The organism is Mesorhizobium sp. M1142 (assembly GCF_040318565.1).
Taxonomy (GTDB): Bacteria; Pseudomonadota; Alphaproteobacteria; order Rhizobiales; family Rhizobiaceae; genus Mesorhizobium.
Genome location: NZ_JAMYMK010000021.1, coordinates 1 through 16,074, shown reverse-complemented (window position 1 = coordinate 16,074; position 16,074 = coordinate 1). Strand labels below are relative to the sequence as shown.

General features: G+C 63.9%; 12 protein-coding genes and 1 tRNA gene. 8 read left to right on the top strand and 5 right to left on the bottom strand.

The features are described 5' to 3' along the window. Positions 1–124 precede the first annotated feature (124 nt). Complete coding sequence (locus tag NKH42_RS26090; RefSeq protein WP_352740863.1) at positions 125–823, bottom strand: class I SAM-dependent methyltransferase; 699 nt, start codon at positions 821–823, stop codon at positions 125–127. Between the two features lie 140 nt (positions 824–963). Here NKH42_RS26090 and NKH42_RS26085 point away from each other — a divergent pair, with 140 nt between their 5' ends. Both NKH42_RS26085 and NKH42_RS26080 read left to right on the top strand, forming a co-directional pair. Continuing rightward, positions 964–1,749, top strand: a complete 786-nt coding sequence (locus NKH42_RS26085) for a TetR/AcrR family transcriptional regulator (protein WP_352507465.1) — start codon at positions 964–966, stop codon at positions 1,747–1,749. 91 nt (positions 1,750–1,840) lie between these two features. Next, positions 1,841–3,217 (top strand): TIGR03808 family TAT-translocated repetitive protein, encoded by a 1,377-nt coding sequence (locus NKH42_RS26080; RefSeq protein WP_352507464.1) that lies wholly within the window; start codon positions 1,841–1,843, stop codon positions 3,215–3,217. Here the strand turns inward: NKH42_RS26080 and NKH42_RS26075 are convergent. Together NKH42_RS26075 and NKH42_RS26070 are read right to left on the bottom strand one after the other, a co-directional pair. Next, the gene (locus tag NKH42_RS26075; RefSeq protein WP_352507463.1) at positions 3,210–4,214 is read right to left on the bottom strand and encodes an asparaginase; all 1,005 of its coding nucleotides are present in this window, start codon (positions 4,212–4,214) and stop codon (positions 3,210–3,212) included. The two genes, NKH42_RS26080 and NKH42_RS26075, sit on opposite strands and share 8 nt — an antisense overlap. 26 nt (positions 4,215–4,240) lie before the next feature. Further along, the gene (locus NKH42_RS26070) at positions 4,241–5,407 is read right to left on the bottom strand and encodes an acetyl-CoA acetyltransferase (protein WP_352974640.1); all 1,167 of its coding nucleotides are present in this window, start codon (positions 5,405–5,407) and stop codon (positions 4,241–4,243) included. Between the two features lie 223 nt (positions 5,408–5,630). On the opposite strand from NKH42_RS26070, the gene betI reads away from it, so the two are divergent. From betI to betB, 5 genes are read left to right on the top strand one after another with little or no spacing between them, the layout of a single operon-like run. Continuing rightward, positions 5,631–6,221, top strand: coding sequence for a transcriptional regulator BetI (gene betI / locus NKH42_RS26065; RefSeq protein ID WP_352454288.1), 591 nt, complete (start codon positions 5,631–5,633; stop codon positions 6,219–6,221). Further along, complete coding sequence (gene betC / locus NKH42_RS26060) at positions 6,218–7,747, top strand: choline-sulfatase (RefSeq protein WP_352507460.1); 1,530 nt, start codon at positions 6,218–6,220, stop codon at positions 7,745–7,747. The genes betI and betC overlap by 4 nt, the downstream gene beginning before the upstream one ends. After that, positions 7,747–8,754, top strand: coding sequence for a threonine/serine dehydratase family protein (locus NKH42_RS26055; RefSeq protein ID WP_502896119.1), 1,008 nt, complete (start codon positions 7,747–7,749; stop codon positions 8,752–8,754). The genes betC and NKH42_RS26055 overlap by 1 nt, the downstream gene beginning before the upstream one ends. A 3-nt stretch (positions 8,755–8,757) precedes the next feature. After that, positions 8,758–10,410, top strand: a complete 1,653-nt coding sequence (gene betA, locus NKH42_RS26050) for a choline dehydrogenase (protein WP_352752370.1) — start codon at positions 8,758–8,760, stop codon at positions 10,408–10,410. A gap of 59 nt (positions 10,411–10,469) precedes the next feature. Next, positions 10,470–11,933, top strand: coding sequence for a betaine-aldehyde dehydrogenase (gene betB / locus NKH42_RS26045; RefSeq protein ID WP_352752371.1), 1,464 nt, complete (start codon positions 10,470–10,472; stop codon positions 11,931–11,933). Here the strand turns inward: betB and NKH42_RS26040 are convergent. Both NKH42_RS26040 and NKH42_RS26035 read right to left on the bottom strand, forming a co-directional pair. Beyond that, entirely contained in the window at positions 11,897–14,167 is a 2,271-nt protein-coding gene (locus tag NKH42_RS26040; protein ID WP_352752373.1) for an AGE family epimerase/isomerase, read from the bottom strand. The two genes, betB and NKH42_RS26040, sit on opposite strands and share 37 nt — an antisense overlap. Before the next feature lie 17 nt (positions 14,168–14,184). Continuing rightward, positions 14,185–15,699 (bottom strand): phosphomannomutase/phosphoglucomutase, encoded by a 1,515-nt coding sequence (locus tag NKH42_RS26035; RefSeq protein WP_502896120.1) that lies wholly within the window; start codon positions 15,697–15,699, stop codon positions 14,185–14,187. A gap of 205 nt (positions 15,700–15,904) precedes the next feature. On the opposite strand from NKH42_RS26035, the gene NKH42_RS26030 reads away from it, so the two are divergent. Beyond that, positions 15,905–15,981: transfer RNA gene (locus NKH42_RS26030), tRNA-Pro, on the top strand. Positions 15,982–16,074 lie beyond the last annotated feature (93 nt).

The window sequence follows — 16,074 nt, the reverse complement described above, 5'->3', positions numbered from 1 at the left end:
AATGGCGACTCCACAAGCCATTGCTGATGAAGAGGCTAATGGTGAAGATCTGGGGTTCAGTACCCGAGATTAGACAGCTGCTTGGGGTGTAAAGCTGGCCATGCGAATGCCTCAACTTGGCGCACTATCGCGCTTCGAGGGCCGCAAGGCTAAGGTCCGGTTGCGCAACTAGGTAGCGGAGCCCCTTGGTTCCGACGTCGCCTTGCTCAACGATATTGAAGCCGTGCCGGCCGAGATCCGCTGCAACTTTGTCCAAATCGACGTAACCATGCCGGTGGAGCCGAAAGGTGCTCTTCTGGCGCGGCGGTTTCGCAAAATCGACGATAAGCACACGACCGCCCGGCCTCAGGACGCGGAAGGCCTCTCTGCCGAATTCCTCGCGGCCCTTCTTTGGAAGATGGTGGAACATCAGCGTGCTGAGGACGACATCAAATTCCCCATCCTTGAAAGGCAGTTCCTGAGCGGTGGCGGTCGAGAACCCGACTTGTAGCCCGGCTCGCCGGGCCTTTGCCGTCGCGCGCGCAACCATTTCGGCGGAGGCGTCGACGCCGTGCACGCGCCCCTCCGGCGCCACTTTTGTCTGGCAAGGAGCGCGGTGGTGCCGGTGCCGCACCCGACATCCAGGACCACTTCTCCCGGCTTCAGCTCCGCAAAGCTTAATATCCTTTCGCGAAAAGCACGTTCGCGACCGAAGGTCAGAAGCCACGCCAGCATATCGTACAGGGCGGCGGAATGAAGCGTGATGCCGACATGCAGCGCCTTCTCCTCGCCGGCGGCCGGTCTGCGGTCCTTTCCGGACAGCCGCCCGTGAGCGCTTTGCCATATCAATAAGCTCGCGACTACGACGAGTGCACCAGCATGAAGCAGGAGGACGGGAACTCCCAAGGAAAAGACCGCATTTGCCTGTCCCAACGAGAAAAATGCCGCGAGCACCACGGCCACTTTGACGAGCGCGACTAACGCATGCCCTCCGACTATTGTTCCGAAAAGACGTTGGTGCATTGCTTTATCTCCGGCCAGCCGGGCATCGCGCTGGGCCTTCCGCAAGAGCATAGGATACTGGACAGTGTGTCCAGTATCAGTTTTACTGGCCACATCGCACCGACGCGCCCAATACTGGACGATTTGGTGTCCTTTGGCCGGAAAAGGATGTTGCCGATGCCAGCCGGACCGATCGACCGTCGGGTCGCCAGGACCCGCAGCCGACTGCAGCAGGCGCTTTTCAGACTGACCGCCGAGAAGGGATATACGGCGATCACGGTCGAGGATATCTGCAGGGAAGCCGATGTCGGCCGCTCGACTTTCTACACACACTATCCCGACAAGGACCGCTTGAGGAAAGCAACGATCGACGACCATCTGAAGACCTTGCAGGCGCACGGTGCCGAACGCTATTCGCAGCGAAACGCCAAGGGCTTTTCCTTCAGCGGTCCGGTGTTCGAGCATGCTCTTGCCACGCGGGAGATGCACCGTGCGCTGATGGGCGGGAAAAAGCGCGAAATGCCAGAAGAGATCCGCGGCTGGATAAGCAGGCAGGTTCGCCATGAGTTGGCGAATATCCAAGGTGATCAAGGCGGGGCCAGACTTGAGATCGCCACACGCTTCATCGTTGGCGCGTTCTTTGAAGTGATGCACTGGTGGCTTGAGAGGGATACGAAGCTGTCCCCCGCGGAGATCGACCAGACATTCCTGCAACTTGCCTTCAACGGGGTAAATGCGGTGATCGCTGAGCCAACGAGGATCGAATAGGGGCCAAGCGTCAGATTTTCACCACGAGTTCGACCGGGCTAGTCTGGCACGAATCCTGCGGCGTGAGCGTTGGACGCAAGGATCTGTGCCGATGTTGAACAGACGAACGCTGCTTGCGCAGACCGCCGGCTTTGCCGTCATGGGGATTTCGCTCGGCAAAGCAGCGGCGAAAAACCTGGCCGGCATCGAGAAAGCCGCGATGCGCGGGGCGATCAACGCGACCGAGCTCGGCGTCCGGCCCGGCGCGCTTGACGACCAGAGCAAGGCTTTCGCCAAGCTGCTGCGCGACGCGCACGACCGCGACATGCCGGTGTTCCTGCCGCCGGGGATCTATATCGTTTCCAACCTGTCGCTGCCCGGCCGGGTGCGCCTGTCCGGCGTGCCGGGCGCATCGCGGATCGTCTATGGTGGCAATGGCCATCTCATTATGGCCGAACGGGCCGAGCATATCGAACTCAGCGGGCTGGTGTTCGACGGCAGCAACCGCTGGATGGGCGACTACACGCAAGGCCTGCTCGATCTGCGCCGCATCGCCCATCTGGTCGTCGACAACTGCCAGATGACCGGCAGCGGCAAGAACAGTCTGGCGCTCGAACATGCCTCGGGCCGCATCGAGCGCTCGGAGATATCCGGTGCGGCCGATGCCGGCATCTATTCGGTCGAGGCCGATGGCCTGGAAATATCAGGCAATAGCGTCTCCGACTGCGCCAATGGCGGCATTCTCGTGCACCGCTGGCAGGCAGCGGAAGACGGCACCATCGTCAGCGGCAACCGGATCGAGCGCATCCAGGCGCGCAGCGGCGGAACCGGCCAGAACGGCAACGGCATCAATGCGTTCCGCGCCGGCAATGTCATCATCTCCGGCAATATTGTCTCGGATTGCGCGTTCTCGGCGATCCGCGCCAACAGTTCCAGCAATTTGCAGATCACCGGCAACACCTGCTCGCGTTCGGGCGAGACGGCCGTGTATTCCGAATTCTCGTTCGAAGGCGCCGTCATCGGCAACAACATCGTCGATGGTGCTGCGAACGGTATTTCGATCGTCAACTTCAACGAAGGCGGCCGCATGGGCGTGTGCTCCGGCAACATCGTCCGCAATCTGTCGACCAGCGGTCCCTACCCTGCGGACGCGCCCGGCTTCGGCGTCGGCATCAGCGTCGAGGCCGACACCACCGTTTCCGGCAATGTCGTCGAGAATGCGCCGCTCTACGGCATGCAGATCGGCTGGGGACCGTTCATGCGCAATGTGGTCGCCACGGGAAACATCGTCCGCAAGGCGGGGACCGGCATCGTCGTGACCGTGGTCGAAGGTGCCGGAACGGCAATCATCTCCGACAATGTCATCGACCGAGTCCAGAACGGCGCGATCGTCGGCCAACGCTGGGCCGAGCGAGTGACCGGTGACCTCGCCGCATCAGGCAATGCCGGCTACGCGCATTTGACCGTCGAGCGCAACCACGTCAGTTGAGGGTGGCCGTCGGCCGGAGCGCGCCGACCTTGGCGCCGATCCGGCTTTCGATAGGCGGATTTGCCTGTTCGGTCAGTTTCGCTGCGAGCGCCTGGTCGGCTTGCAAAAGCTTAGCCAGCACGGCTGCGACCATCACTTCAGCGGCGCGGCCGGCGCCATCGTCGCACTTCAGCGCGATGCCAAGGCCAAGCTCCGGAACGGCTGCACAAAAAACACCTTCGGCGCCTCCCTTGACGAAAATCCGGCCCGGCGCGGCCTCCATCATCGCGACGTCGGACCTGCCCGTGCCGGCGACGAAAAACGGCTCGGCCATGCAGGCGGAAAGCAGCCGCTTCGCCGCCCGGGCGCGCACCGGCTCGAAGCCGGCACCTGTCGCCATGCGGGCAAAGCCAAGGGCAAAGCTGCGCAGCGGCACGGCATAGGTCGGAATCGAGCAGCCGTCGGTGCCGCGGTGATCGGCGTCATGGGCAGCACCGGTCACCGCCTGCATCGCTTCGCGCACCATCTCCTGCGAGGCATGGCCAGCCTCGACGTAACCACGATGGGCGATGCCGCTGTGAACGCAGGTGCATAGGAAGCCTGAGTGCTTGCCGGAACAATTATTGTGCAAGGTGTTCGGCGCACGGCCGGCGCGGGCAAGCGCCAGCGTCGCCCCGTGGCTCGACGGCCAATGCGCGCCGCATTCGAGTGCCGTCTCGTCGAGGCCGGCTTTCGCCAGCATGGCGCGTGCCAGCTCGACATGCGGCGGCTCGCCGGAATGGGAGGCGCAGGCCAGCGCCAGCTCCCGGTCACCGAAGCCGTAGGCATCGGCAGCGCCGCTCTCGACCAGCGGCAGCGCCTGGATCGCCTTGACCGCCGAACGCGGGAACACCGGCTGTGCCGTGTCGCCGATCTCCCAGACCGGCTTGCCGTCGGCGTCGAAGACGGCAACAGCGCCGCGATGGGCGCTCTCGACGAGAGCGCCGCGCAAGACCTCGACCAGAACCGGATTTGTCATGTCACCTCCCGCAAATGCGGGCGGGTTTATCTGATCCGGTCGAGAATGGAAACGTAGTTGGCGACCGCGGCACCACCCATGTTGAAGATGCCGCCGAGCTTTGCTCCCGGCACCTGGATGCCGCCCGCCTCACCGACGAGTTGCATCGCGCCCAGCACATGCATCGATACGCCGGTGGCACCGATCGGGTGGCCCTTGGCCTTCAGCCCGCCAGACGGATTGACCGGCAGCCTTCCATCTTTCGCCGTCTCGCCATCCAGGGCCAGCTTGGCGCCCTCGCCCGGCCTGGCCAGGCCCATCGCCTCATACTCCATCAGTTCGGCGATGGTGAAACAGTCATGCGTCTCGACGAAGGACAGGTCGCCGAGCGTCACGCCCGCCTGCTTCAGCGCCTGGTTCCAGGCCTGCTCGCAGCCTTCGAAGGCGAGAATGTCGCGCTTCGACATCGGCAGAAAATCCTGCACATGCTCATTGGCGCGGAAGGCGACGGCGCGGCGCATCTTCAGCGCCGTGGCCGTGTCGGCAAGGACAAGCGCGGCGGCACCGTCCGACACCAGCGAGCAGTCTGTGCGCTTCAGCGGACCGGCGACGAAGGGGTTTTTTTCGCTTTCCTGCCGGCAGAACTCGTAGCCGAAATCCTTGCGCATCTGCGCGTAGGGATTGTCGACGCCGTTCTTGTGGTTCTTGGCGGCGATCATCGCCAGCGCATCCGACTGGTCGCCGTAGCGCTGGAAATAGGCTTGGGCGATCTTGCCGAAGACGCCAGCGAAGCCTGCCGGCGTGTCACCGTCCTCCGGCAGATACGAGGCCTTGAGCAGGTTCTTGCCGATCTCGGGACCGGGCGTCGTCGTCATCTGCTCGGCGCCGACCACCAGCACGATACGGGCGGCATTGGCGTCGATGGCGCGGATGCCTTGCCTGACCGCCGCCGAGCCGGTGGCGCAGGCGTTCTCGACGCGGGTCGCCGGCTTGAAGCGCAGCCGGTCGTCGGCCTGGAGGACCAGGCTCGCGGTGAAATCCTGGGCGGAAAACCCGGCGTTGAAGTGGCCGAGCACGATCTCGTCGACGTCATCCGGACCGATGCCGGCATGATCGAGCGCCTCGACTGCCACCTTGGTGATCAGGCTCTCCAGCGTCTCGCCTTCGAGCTTGCCGAAGCGCGAATGCGCCCAGCCGACGATGCATGCTGTCATGGCAACCTCCATCCTGCGGGCCGGGCAACGTATGTCGCGGCCCGCCTCAGCATTGTTCAAGCATGAACCGTTCCGCCGGCTTCGTGAAGGGGCCAGAACCGCACAATCGCTTGATCTTGATCATCTGGTCATAGTGCCTGGCTTTTGCCAGCAAATCAGGCTGGATTTTTGTTGATTGATGCGTCAATAAAAAATAATCTTGTCCCAACAGGCCGGAGCAGGAATGCCGAAACTCGGAATGGAGCCGTTGCGCCGCAGGGCGCTCATCGACGCAACGATCTCGGCGATCGGCGAGCGCGGTTCGCTTGATGTGACGATGTCGGAAATCGCCGGGCGCGCCGGCGTGTCCTCGGCGCTTGCCCACCATTATTTCGGCGTCAAGGACGAATTGCTGTTGGCGACGATGCGGCACATCCTCAGCGAACTCACCGCCGATACGCGCCGCGCACTTCGCGCGGCCGGCACGGCGCGCCAGCGCGTCTCGGCGGTGGTCGCGGTCAATTTCTCCGACATCCAGTTCCAGCCCGAAACGATCGCCGCCTGGCTCGCCTTCTATGTCGAGGCGCAGAAATCGGCAGCACTCCGCCGGCTGCTCAAGGTCTATGCGCGCCGGCTGCATTCCAATCTGCTCAGCGGGCTGGCCGGCATCCTGCCGAGAAGCGAGGCCGATCGGGTCGCCGAAGCGACCGCGGCGCTGATCGACGGGCTCTATATCAGGCGCGCGCTGAAGGACGGTGTTCCCGATGCCGCGACCGCGATTGCACTGGTCGAGGACTATCTCGAAACGAAGCTCAGCGGACGGCAGAAGCAGTGACATCCAAGCGACCCAACATCCTGATCGTCATGGTCGATCAGCTCAACGGAACGCTGTTTCCGGATGGGCCGGCGGACTTCCTGCACGCGCCGCATCTGAAGGCGCTCGCCGCGCGTTCGGCGCGTTTTTGCAACAATTACACGGCCTCGCCGCTCTGCGCGCCGGGCCGCGCCGCATTCATGAGCGGCCAGTTGCCGTCACGCACCGGGGTCTATGACAACGCCGCCGAATTCGCGTCTTCGATCCCGACCTTTGCCCATCATCTGCGCGCCGCAGGTTATCACACCTGCCTCTCCGGCAAGATGCATTTCGTCGGGCCGGACCAGTTGCACGGTTTCGAGGAGCGGCTGACCACCGACATCTATCCGGCCGATTTCGGCTGGACACCCGACTATCGCAAACCCGGCGAGCGCATCGACTGGTGGTATCACAATCTCGGCTCCGTCAGCGGCGCCGGTACCGCCGAGATCACCAACCAGCTGGAATATGACGACGAGGTCGCCTTCCATGCGGTGCAGAAGCTCTACGATTTTGCCCGCGTCTCCGACGATGCCGCACATCGGCCCTGGTGCTTGACGGTTTCCTTCACCCATCCGCACGATCCCTACGTCGCACGGCGGCGCTACTGGGACCTCTACCAGGATTGCCCGGCGCTCGAGCCCGAGGTCGGCTTCATTCCTTACGACAGGCAGGACCCTCATTCGCAGCGGCTCTACCGCGCCAGCGACTATGACAGGTTCGACATCACCGCTGAGCAGATACGCCGCGCACGGCGCGGCTATTTCGCCAACATCTCCTATCTCGACGACAAGGTCGGCGAATTGCTGTCGGTACTCGAGCGCACGCGAATGCTCGACGATACGATCATCCTTTTCTGCTCGGATCACGGCGACATGCTCGGCGAGCGCGGCCTGTGGTTCAAGATGTGCTTTTTCGAAGGTTCGGCGCGGGTGCCGCTGATGATCGCCGGCAAGGGCGTACACGCCGGGCTGATCGAGACGCCGGTTTCCAACCTCGACGTGACGCCGACGCTTTGCGATCTCGCCGGCATCGACATCAGCGCGATTGCGCCGTGGACCGACGGCCAGTCGCTGCTGCCGTTGCTGAACGGAAAGAAACGCTCCGCGCCGGTGCTGATGGAATATGCCGCCGAAGGCTCCAACGCGCCGATGGTGGCGATGCGCGAGGGCCGCTACAAATTCATCCATTGCGAGATCGATCCGCCGCAACTGTTTGATCTTGAATCGGATCCGCGGGAATTGACCAATCTCGCCGCCGATCCGGCCAATGCGGCTTTGGTGGCCGCTTTCACCGACAAGGTGCGGGCGCGTTGGGACATGGCGGCGTTCGATGCCGCGGTGCGTGCCAGCCAGGCACGCCGCTGGGTGGTCTACCCGGCGCTGCGCAACGGCACCCATTATCCCTGGGAATTCCAGCCGCTGCAGAAGGCATCGGAGCGCTACATGCGCAACCATATGAACCTCGACCTGCTCGAAGAGCAGAAGCGCTTTCCGCGAGGCAAATGATGGCAGACCGTCTCGTCCCCTCGCTCGACCATCTCAGGCAGGCCTATGCCGTCACCTCCAAGGCAACGCAGGTCACGCCGCTGCTGGAATCGGCGGCACTCGCCCGCGAGACCGGCGCTGCCCGCGTCTTCGTTAAGGCCGAATCGCTGCAATGGGCCGGATCGTTCAAGGTGCGCGGCGCCTACTGGCGGCTGAAGAAGCTCTCGCCTGACGAAACCAAAAAGGGCGTCGTCGCTTACTCCTCCGGCAATTTTGCGCAGGGGCTGGCGGCGGCAGGCCAGGCGCTTGGCATTCCCGTCACCATCGTCATGCCGATCGACGCTCCGGCCGCTAAGCGCGACGCCACATCGGGTTACGGCGCTCGCGTGGTGCTGACTGACCATGGGGAGCGCGCGCGTGAGGAAGTCGCCGCCGCCAAGGCGCGCGAGATCGCTGCGGGCGAAGGCCTGGCGCTGCTGCACCCGTTCGACGATCCGGAGATCGTCGCCGGCCAGGCCGGTGCCGGGCTGGAGGCATTCGACCAGCTCGCCGCCAGGCAAGCGGAGGCCGATCTCTTGTTCTGCTCAGTCGGCGGCGGCGGCCTGATCGGCGGTGTTTCGCTGGGCTTCCACTACCTGTCGCCGTCCACGAAGATCATCGGCGTGGAGCCGGAAGGTTTTGACGGCATGGGCTCGTCGCTGGCGCATGGCGCCATCGAAACCATGCCGATCGGGCCGAAATCGATCTGCGACGGGCTGATGTCGCGGCGGCCGGGCGACGCGCCGTTCGCAGCGGTGAAGGCGGCCGGCGTTCGCGGCGTCACCGTCGACGATGCTTCGGTGCGGCGCGCCATGCGCATCGCCTTCGAGCGGCTGAAGCTGGTGCTCGAACCATCCGGCGCTGCTTCGCTGGCGGCGTTGCTCGGCGGCAAGGTCGACGCGACCGGCAAGACCGTTCTCGTAGTGGCAACCGGCGGCAACGTCTCGCTGGCCGATTTCATTGCGCATATGAACCACGGGCGCGCATGAACCATGCTTGAAGCGGATTTCGTCATTATCGGCTCCGGCTCGGCCGGCTCGGCCATGGCCTACCGGCTGTCGGAGGATGGCAAGCATTCGGTGATCATCATCGAATATGGCGGCAGCGATATCGGGCCGCTGATCCAGATGCCGTCGGCGCTGTCGATCCCGCTCAATATGAGCCTCTACGACTGGGGCTTTGCCAGCGAGCCCGAGCCGCACCTCGGTGGCCGCGTGCTGGCGACGCCGCGTGGCAAGGTCATCGGCGGCTCGTCCTCGATCAACGGCATGGTCTATGTGCGCGGCCATGCCCGCGACTTCGACCACTGGGCCGAACAGGGCGCGGCCGGCTGGGGGTTTGCCGACGTGCTCCCCTATTTCAAGCGCATGGAGGACAGCGCAGGCGGCGAGGATGGCTGGCGCGGCCATGGCGGCCCGCTGACTGTGCAGCGCGGCTCGAGGACGAACCCACTCTATGGCGCCTTCGTCGAGGCAGGCCGTCAGGCCGGCTTCGAGCTGACCGACGACTATAATGGCGCGAAGCAGGAGGGCTTTGGGCCGATGGAGCAGACCATCCGCGGCGGCCGTCGCTGGTCGGCGGCGAGCGCCTATCTGAGGCCGGCGCTGAGGCGGAAAAATGTCATCCTGGTCAAGGGTTTCGCCCGGCGGGTGATCATCGAGAATCAACGCGCCACCGGCGTCGAGATCGAAGCGCGCAAACGGATTCAGGTAGTCAGAGCGCGGCGCGAGGTGATCGTTGCCGCGTCCTCGATCAACTCGCCCAAGATCCTGATGCTGTCCGGCATCGGCCCCGGCCAGCACCTTAGGGAGAACGGCATTCCCGTGATCGCCGACCGGCCGGGCGTCGGCCGCAATCTGCAGGATCATATGGAGCTCTACATCCAGCAGGAATCGACAAAGCCGATCACGCTGAACTCGGTGCTGAATCCGTTTTCGAAGGCGATGATCGGGGCACAATGGCTGTTCTTCAAATCCGGCCTCGGCGCCACCAACCATTTCGAGGCAGCCGCCTTCGTGCGCTCGCGCGCTGGCGTCGACTATCCCGATATCCAGTATCACTTCATCCCGGCCGCGGTCCGCTATGACGGCAAGGCGGCGGCCAAGGCGCATGGTTTCCAGGCGCATGTCGGGCCGATGCGGTCGAAGTCGCGCGGTTCGGTCACGCTGCGCTCGCCCGATCCCAAATCGAAGCCGGTGATCCGCTTCAACTACATGTCGCATCCGGACGACTGGAAGGAGTTCCGCCACTGCATCCGGCTGACCCGCGAGATTTTCGGGCAAGCGGCCTTCGATCCGTACCGCGGCAAGGAACTGTCGCCGGGCGCGCATATACAATCGGATGACGAACTCGACGCCTTCATTCGCGATCACGCCGAAAGCGCCTACCATCCTTGCGGCACCTGCAAGATGGGCCGTGCCGATGATGCGATGAGCGTCGTCGATCCCGAATGCCGCGTCATCGGCATCGAAGGGCTGCGGGTCGCCGATTCCTCGATCTTCCCGCGCGTCACCAACGGCAATCTCAACGCGCCGTCGATCATGACTGGCGAGAAGGCCGCCGACCACATTCTCGGGCGCACGCCGCTGCCACCTTCCAACCAGGAACCATGGATCAATCCGCGCTGGCAGGTGTCGGACAGATAGGCCATGATCCGGCGGACGCATATTCCGCATGCCGCGGCAAGACGATTTGGAGAACAGTCATGCGCGCCCAGCCAACGGCATCGCATTATGTCAACGGCCGCTATATCGACGACGAGCGCGGCGCAGCGCTGCCGGTCATCTATCCGGCAACCGGAGAGACCATCGCCATGCTGCGCTCGGCGACGCCGAACGTGCTGGAGCTAGCGATCGAGGCGGCGCGTGCAGCACAACCGGCCTGGGCGCGGCTGAAGCCGGTCGAACGCGGCCGCATCCTGCGCCGTGCCGCCGACATTCTGCGCGGGCGCAATGCCGATCTGGCGCGCATCGAGACGCTGGATACCGGCAAGCCTATCCAGGAGACGCTGGTTGCTGACGCCCCGTCGGCGGCCGACTGCCTGGAATATTTCGGCGGCGCCGTTGCCGCCTTTAATGGCGAGGCCGTCGATCTCGGCGGGCCCTTTGCCTATACCAAGCGCGAGGCGCTCGGCGTCTGCGTCGGCATCGGCGCCTGGAACTACCCGATCCAGATCGCCGGCTGGAAATCCGCACCGGCTCTCGCCATGGGCAATGCCATGGTGTTCAAGCCGTCGGAGAACACGCCTCTTTCAGCGCTGGCGCTCGCCGAAATCTACACCGAGGCCGGCCTGCCGGACGGGCTGTTCAATGTCGTGCAGGGTTTGGGCGATGTCGGCGCTGGCCTTGTCGGCCATGACGTCGTCGCCAAGGTCTCGGTGACCGGCTCGGTGCCGACCGGCCGCAAGGTGCTGTCGCTCGCCGGCTCGAAGATGAAGCACGCGACGATGGAGCTTGGCGGCAAGTCGCCGCTGATCGTCTTCGAAGACGCCAACCTCGAAAATGCCATCGGCGGCGCGATGCTCGGCAATTTCTATTCGACCGGCCAGATCTGCTCCAACGGCACGCGGGTCTTCGTGCAGAGCGGCATCCATGACCGTTTCGTCGAGAGGCTGACCGAACGGACGAAGAAAATCCGCATCGGCGATCCGCTCGATCCGGACACGCAGATGGGGCCGCTGGTCTCGAAGGCGCAGCACGACAAGGTGGTCTCTTACATCGAGGCCGGCAAGCAGGATGGCGCGGTGCTCGCCTGCGGCGGCAATGTGCCTTCGCTGCAGGGTTTCCAGGGTGGCTTCTTCGTCGAGCCGACGGTGTTCACCGGTGTCACCGACACGATGCGCATAGCGCGCGAGGAGATTTTCGGGCCGGTGATGAGCGTGCTGAAGTTCGACAGCGAGGACGAGGTGATCGAGCGCGCCAACGATACCGAATTCGGCCTCGCCGCCGGCGTGTTCACCCGCGACCTGGCGCGCGCCCATCGTGTCATCGCCGAACTGCAGGCCGGCACCTGCTGGATCAACGCCTACAATCTGACGCCGGTCGAAATCCCCTTCGGCGGCTTCAAGCAGTCCGGCATCGGCCGCGAGAACTCGCTCGCGGCGCTAGCGCTCTATTCGCAGCTGAAGTCGGTCTATGTCGAGACCGGGGATGTCGCCAGCCCGTACTGATCCTTGCGGGCCGTGCCGTCGAGATACTGGGTCAGCGCGCAGACGAGATGATAGAAGATGCTGGCCGGCACCTCGTTTGCCAGCGAGCGGCCACGCTCGTCGATGCGGTCGATCCACAGGCCGAGCGGTGCCGGATTGATGTGCCAGCGGAACAACCGGCCGACCCGCGCCTCGATTTCCGGCTTCAGGTCGGGACCCCCCGAACCGTCCAGCGCGATCGCCGTCTTGATCGCTTCGGCCTGCGGCCAGCTGCGCGAGACACGGTCGAGCGGCAGTCCTTGCCGCGAGACGGCGCCGTAGGCGAGGCCCGTGGCGCGATTCAGGCCATTGGCGATCGCCGACGCGTAGAGCTTCCTGGCGAGGCCGGTCAAGTCGCTCTGGCGGCTGCGACCGGCGAAGTCGACCAGCAGCGAGGCCCATTCGAAATGATGGCCCGGTTCGGTCCAGGTGCCCTTCTCGCCAGGGGCCGGCCGCCATTCATGGTCGAAATACTCGCCAAGGGTCCAGCTTTCCGGGTCGAAGAAATGGCTGCGGAACAGATCGACGATGCGCGCGGCGCGGCGGAGATGAGCGCGCTCGCCGGTCGCCTGATGCCAGGCCAGGAACGCCTCGAGCAGATGCATGTGCGGGTTGGAGCGGCGCTCGCCCTCGCCGCTCGAGGTCTCGCGGAAGCCGGTCAGGCGTTCGTCCTCGAGATGCGCGTCGATGAACGCAAAGGTCTCCTCGCCAAGCCGCAACGCATCGGGATTGCCGCACATATGGGCATGCGCCAGCGCCAGGAGCACGCAGGAATGATCGTAAGCATCCTCGGCGCCGTCGGCGACGGTGCCGTCGATGTTGAGGGTGCGTACCCAGCCGCCATTGTCGGTACGTCCGTGCCTGGCCATGAATTCGAGGCCGTGGCTGATCAGCCGATCGGCCGGGCCGTTCCAGCCGCGCGCCTTGGCGACGGCGAAGGCGTAGATCTGCCTGGCCTGCGTGCGCATGCGTTTGGGTTTCATCAGCGGGGCGGCATCGAAGCCGAGCGCTTCGTGGAAACCGCCATGGCGCTCATCGACGCCGACCGTCGACCACAACGGCACCGTCTCCTCGAACAGCCAATGGTGCACGCGGCGCTGCCAGGCGCCGCTTTCGATGACGCGATCGTCGGCGGGCGTGAACCTGGTCTCAAGGCGACCGCTCTTTTCGAGCTGCTCGACGATTTTTTTGACATTCTGGCTGTGGCTGACCGGCGCGACGAAAGTGGCGTCGGCGGTCGACACGATGGCGACGTCCTTCAGGCCAATGGCCGACAGGAGGCGACCATCGCTGCGGATATAGGAGTTCTCGCAATCGATGGCGACAACATCGCCGACGATGACATTGCCCTGCCTGTCGGAGGGGCCGACGTCGAGCAGCGATTGCCAGGAACCGAGATCGTTCCAGCGAAAGCCCGCCGGCACCATGGCGATGCCGCTGGCGCGCTCCATGATCGCATAGTCGATCGATGTCGATGGGATGGCGGCATAGAGCTCCAGAGGCATATAGAGGCCGGAAAGGTCTGATGTCGCCGCCTGATAAGCAGCCTCGGTGGCGCTCCAGATGTCGGGCTGGAAAGCCATGAATGCATCGCGCATGGCGCTGGCGCGAAACAGGAAGATGCCGGTGTTCCAATAGAAGTTACCGGCCTCGAGATAGCTCTGCGCCGTGGCGAGATCGGGTTTTTCGACGAAACGCGAGACGTCGCAGATGCCGTCCCGCTCGCCGGCCACCTCGATGTAGCCATAGCCGGTCTCGGGTTGCGCGGGCTTGATGCCGAAAACCACCAGCCTGCCGTCGCGCGCCGCCGCGGTGCCGGCTTCGACGCTCTGCCAGAATTGCTGCGCCGTCGCGATCTCGTGGTCGGAGGGCACCACCAGCACCAGGCTGTCGCCGAATTCCGACAAGGTGCGCAGGCTTGCCAAGGCAACGGCCGCGGCAGTGTTGCGGCCGGTCGGCTCGAACAGCGGGCCGCCGCCGGAAAGCTCGAGACCGGCAATATCGGCATGAACGCGGTCGGCGTGCCTTTCCGAGGCAATCAGGAAGACCGGCGTTTCGCCCTCCGGCCGGGCGGTCAGCCGGCGCAGCGTCTTGGCCAGCATCGAGCCGTCGCCGGAAAAATCATGGAACTGCTTGGGATTGTCCTCGCGCGACAGTGGCCACAGCCGCGAGCCGACGCCGCCGCTCATCACAAAACTGACGATCCGTTCGGTCATGAAAACAAGCCTCGTGCTCAAAAGGTCTGATTGTAGGCGCCGACTTCGGGGCTGCGGCGCAGCACGGCATCGACGGCTTCGAACATCTGCCGGCGCCGCTCGGATGATACCGGGCTTTCGACCACCACGACAAGCTCCGGCTTGTTCGAGGATGCCCGCACCAGCCCCCAGGTGCCGTCCTCCGCCACGACCCTGACGCCGTTGACGGTGATCAGTTCGGCGATCTTCTGGCCGGCGAAGACCGCGCCGTCGTTCTTCATCTTGCGAAAATCGCCTACGACGCGCTCGACGACGCCGTATTTGAGCTCGTCGGCGCAGTGTGGCGACATGGTCGGCGTGCCGAACGTCAGCGGCAGATCGCGGTAGAGATCGGCCATGCTGCTTTGCGGACTGCGATCCAGCATCTGGCATATGGCGATGGCCGTTACCAGGCCATCGTCATAGCCGCGGCCGATCGGCGGATTGAAGAAGAAATGGCCCGATTTCTCGAAACCGGCGGCGGCGCCGAGTTCGGCGACGCGCCGTTTGATATAGGAGTGACCGGTTTTCCAATAGTCGGTGACCGCGCCATTTTCCCGCAACACCTTGTCAGTCATGAACAATCCGGTCGACTTGACGTCGACGACGAAAGTCGAGCCGGGATAGAGGTGCGAAATGTCGCGCGCCAGCATGACACCGACCTTGTCGGCGAAGATCTCGTTGCCCTCATTGTCGACCACGCCGCAGCGGTCGCCGTCGCCGTCGAAACCGAGCCCGACATCGGCGCCCGTTTCCAGCACCTTGTCGCGAATGGCGTGCAGCATCTGCATGTCTTCGGGGTTTGGATTGTAATTGGGAAATGTATGATCGAGCTCGACGTCGAGTGGGATTACGTCGCAGCCGATCCTTTCCAGTGCCTCGGGAGCGAAAGCCCCAGCGGTGCCGTTGCCGCAAGCGGCCACCACCTTGAGCTTCCTGGAGATACGCTTTCCCGCTGTCAGATCGTCAAGGTAGGTTTTGCGGAAGTCCGCAACGAAGTCATAGGAGCCGCCACCGACAAGATCGAAATCGCCGGACAGCGCGATCGCCTTCAACGCACTCATCTCCTCCGGACCAAAAGTCAGCGGGCGCGCCGCGCCCATCTTGACGCCGGTCCAGCCATTCTCGTTGTGCGAGGCAGTGACCATGGCGACGGACGGGGTGTCGAGCGCAAACTGGGCGAAATAAGCCATCGGCGACAGGGCCAGCCCGACATCCTTGACCCGTGCGCCGGCTGCCATCAGCCCGGAAACCAGCGCCAGCTTTATGGCAAGCGAATAAGAGCGAAAATCGTGGCCGGTGACGATGTCGGGCCCGGCACCCAGGCGACGGATCAGCGTGCCGAGCCCCATGCCGAGCGCCTGAACGCCGATCAGATTGAGTTCCGGCGTTTCGTTCGAGCCGGGATGGCCGAACCACCAGCGCGCATCATATTCGCGAAACCCGGACGGCTTGATCAGCGCCGAGGTTTCAAACTCAAAAGTGTTTGGTCTGACATCGCTAACGATCTTCATCGACAAGGCTGCAAACTCCAGGCTGCTGAATCAGGTGCTTCGAGGCAAGGCGACGGTTACCCAGAAGCCCTTTAAGCCGTGTTTGTGCGACAGGAAACTGAAACCTGTATGACGTGGCGGCGAAAGCGAAAGAAATGCGACAGAAGCGCCTCCATTGACGCTTGCAGTAACCAAACGCGGCGGCTATAAGCCCGCGGTCTGGTCACGGAGTGTAGCGCAGCCTGGTAGCGCACATCGTTCGGGACGATGGGGTCGCAGGTTCAAATCCTGCCACTCCGACCAGAAAAAACAGGGTACGACCCGGAGACATGGGTAACAGAATGTACCTAAGACATGGGTGACAACCTCGTGCCGAACGGGTTGTCGATGGTCTGC

Coding starts and splice junctions, on each gene's coding strand:
- NKH42_RS26040 (WP_352752373.1), bottom strand. CDS start 14,167: ATGACCGAACGGATCGTCAGTTTTGTGATGAGCGGCGGCGTCGGCTCG.
- NKH42_RS26055 (WP_502896119.1), top strand. CDS start 7,747: ATGGCAGACCGTCTCGTCCCCTCGCTCGACCATCTCAGGCAGGCCTAT.
- NKH42_RS26070 (WP_352974640.1), bottom strand. CDS start 5,407: ATGACAGCATGCATCGTCGGCTGGGCGCATTCGCGCTTCGGCAAGCTC.
- betB (WP_352752371.1), top strand. CDS start 10,470: ATGCGCGCCCAGCCAACGGCATCGCATTATGTCAACGGCCGCTATATC.
- NKH42_RS26080 (WP_352507464.1), top strand. CDS start 1,841: ATGTTGAACAGACGAACGCTGCTTGCGCAGACCGCCGGCTTTGCCGTC.
- betA (WP_352752370.1), top strand. CDS start 8,758: ATGCTTGAAGCGGATTTCGTCATTATCGGCTCCGGCTCGGCCGGCTCG.
- NKH42_RS26075 (WP_352507463.1), bottom strand. CDS start 4,214: ATGACAAATCCGGTTCTGGTCGAGGTCTTGCGCGGCGCTCTCGTCGAG.
- NKH42_RS26035 (WP_502896120.1), bottom strand. CDS start 15,699: ATGAAGATCGTTAGCGATGTCAGACCAAACACTTTTGAGTTTGAAACC.
- betI (WP_352454288.1), top strand. CDS start 5,631: ATGCCGAAACTCGGAATGGAGCCGTTGCGCCGCAGGGCGCTCATCGAC.
- NKH42_RS26090 (WP_352740863.1), bottom strand. CDS start 823: ATGGCAAAGCGCTCACGGGCGGCTGTCCGGAAAGGACCGCAGACCGGC.
- NKH42_RS26085 (WP_352507465.1), top strand. CDS start 964: ATGCCCTCCGACTATTGTTCCGAAAAGACGTTGGTGCATTGCTTTATC.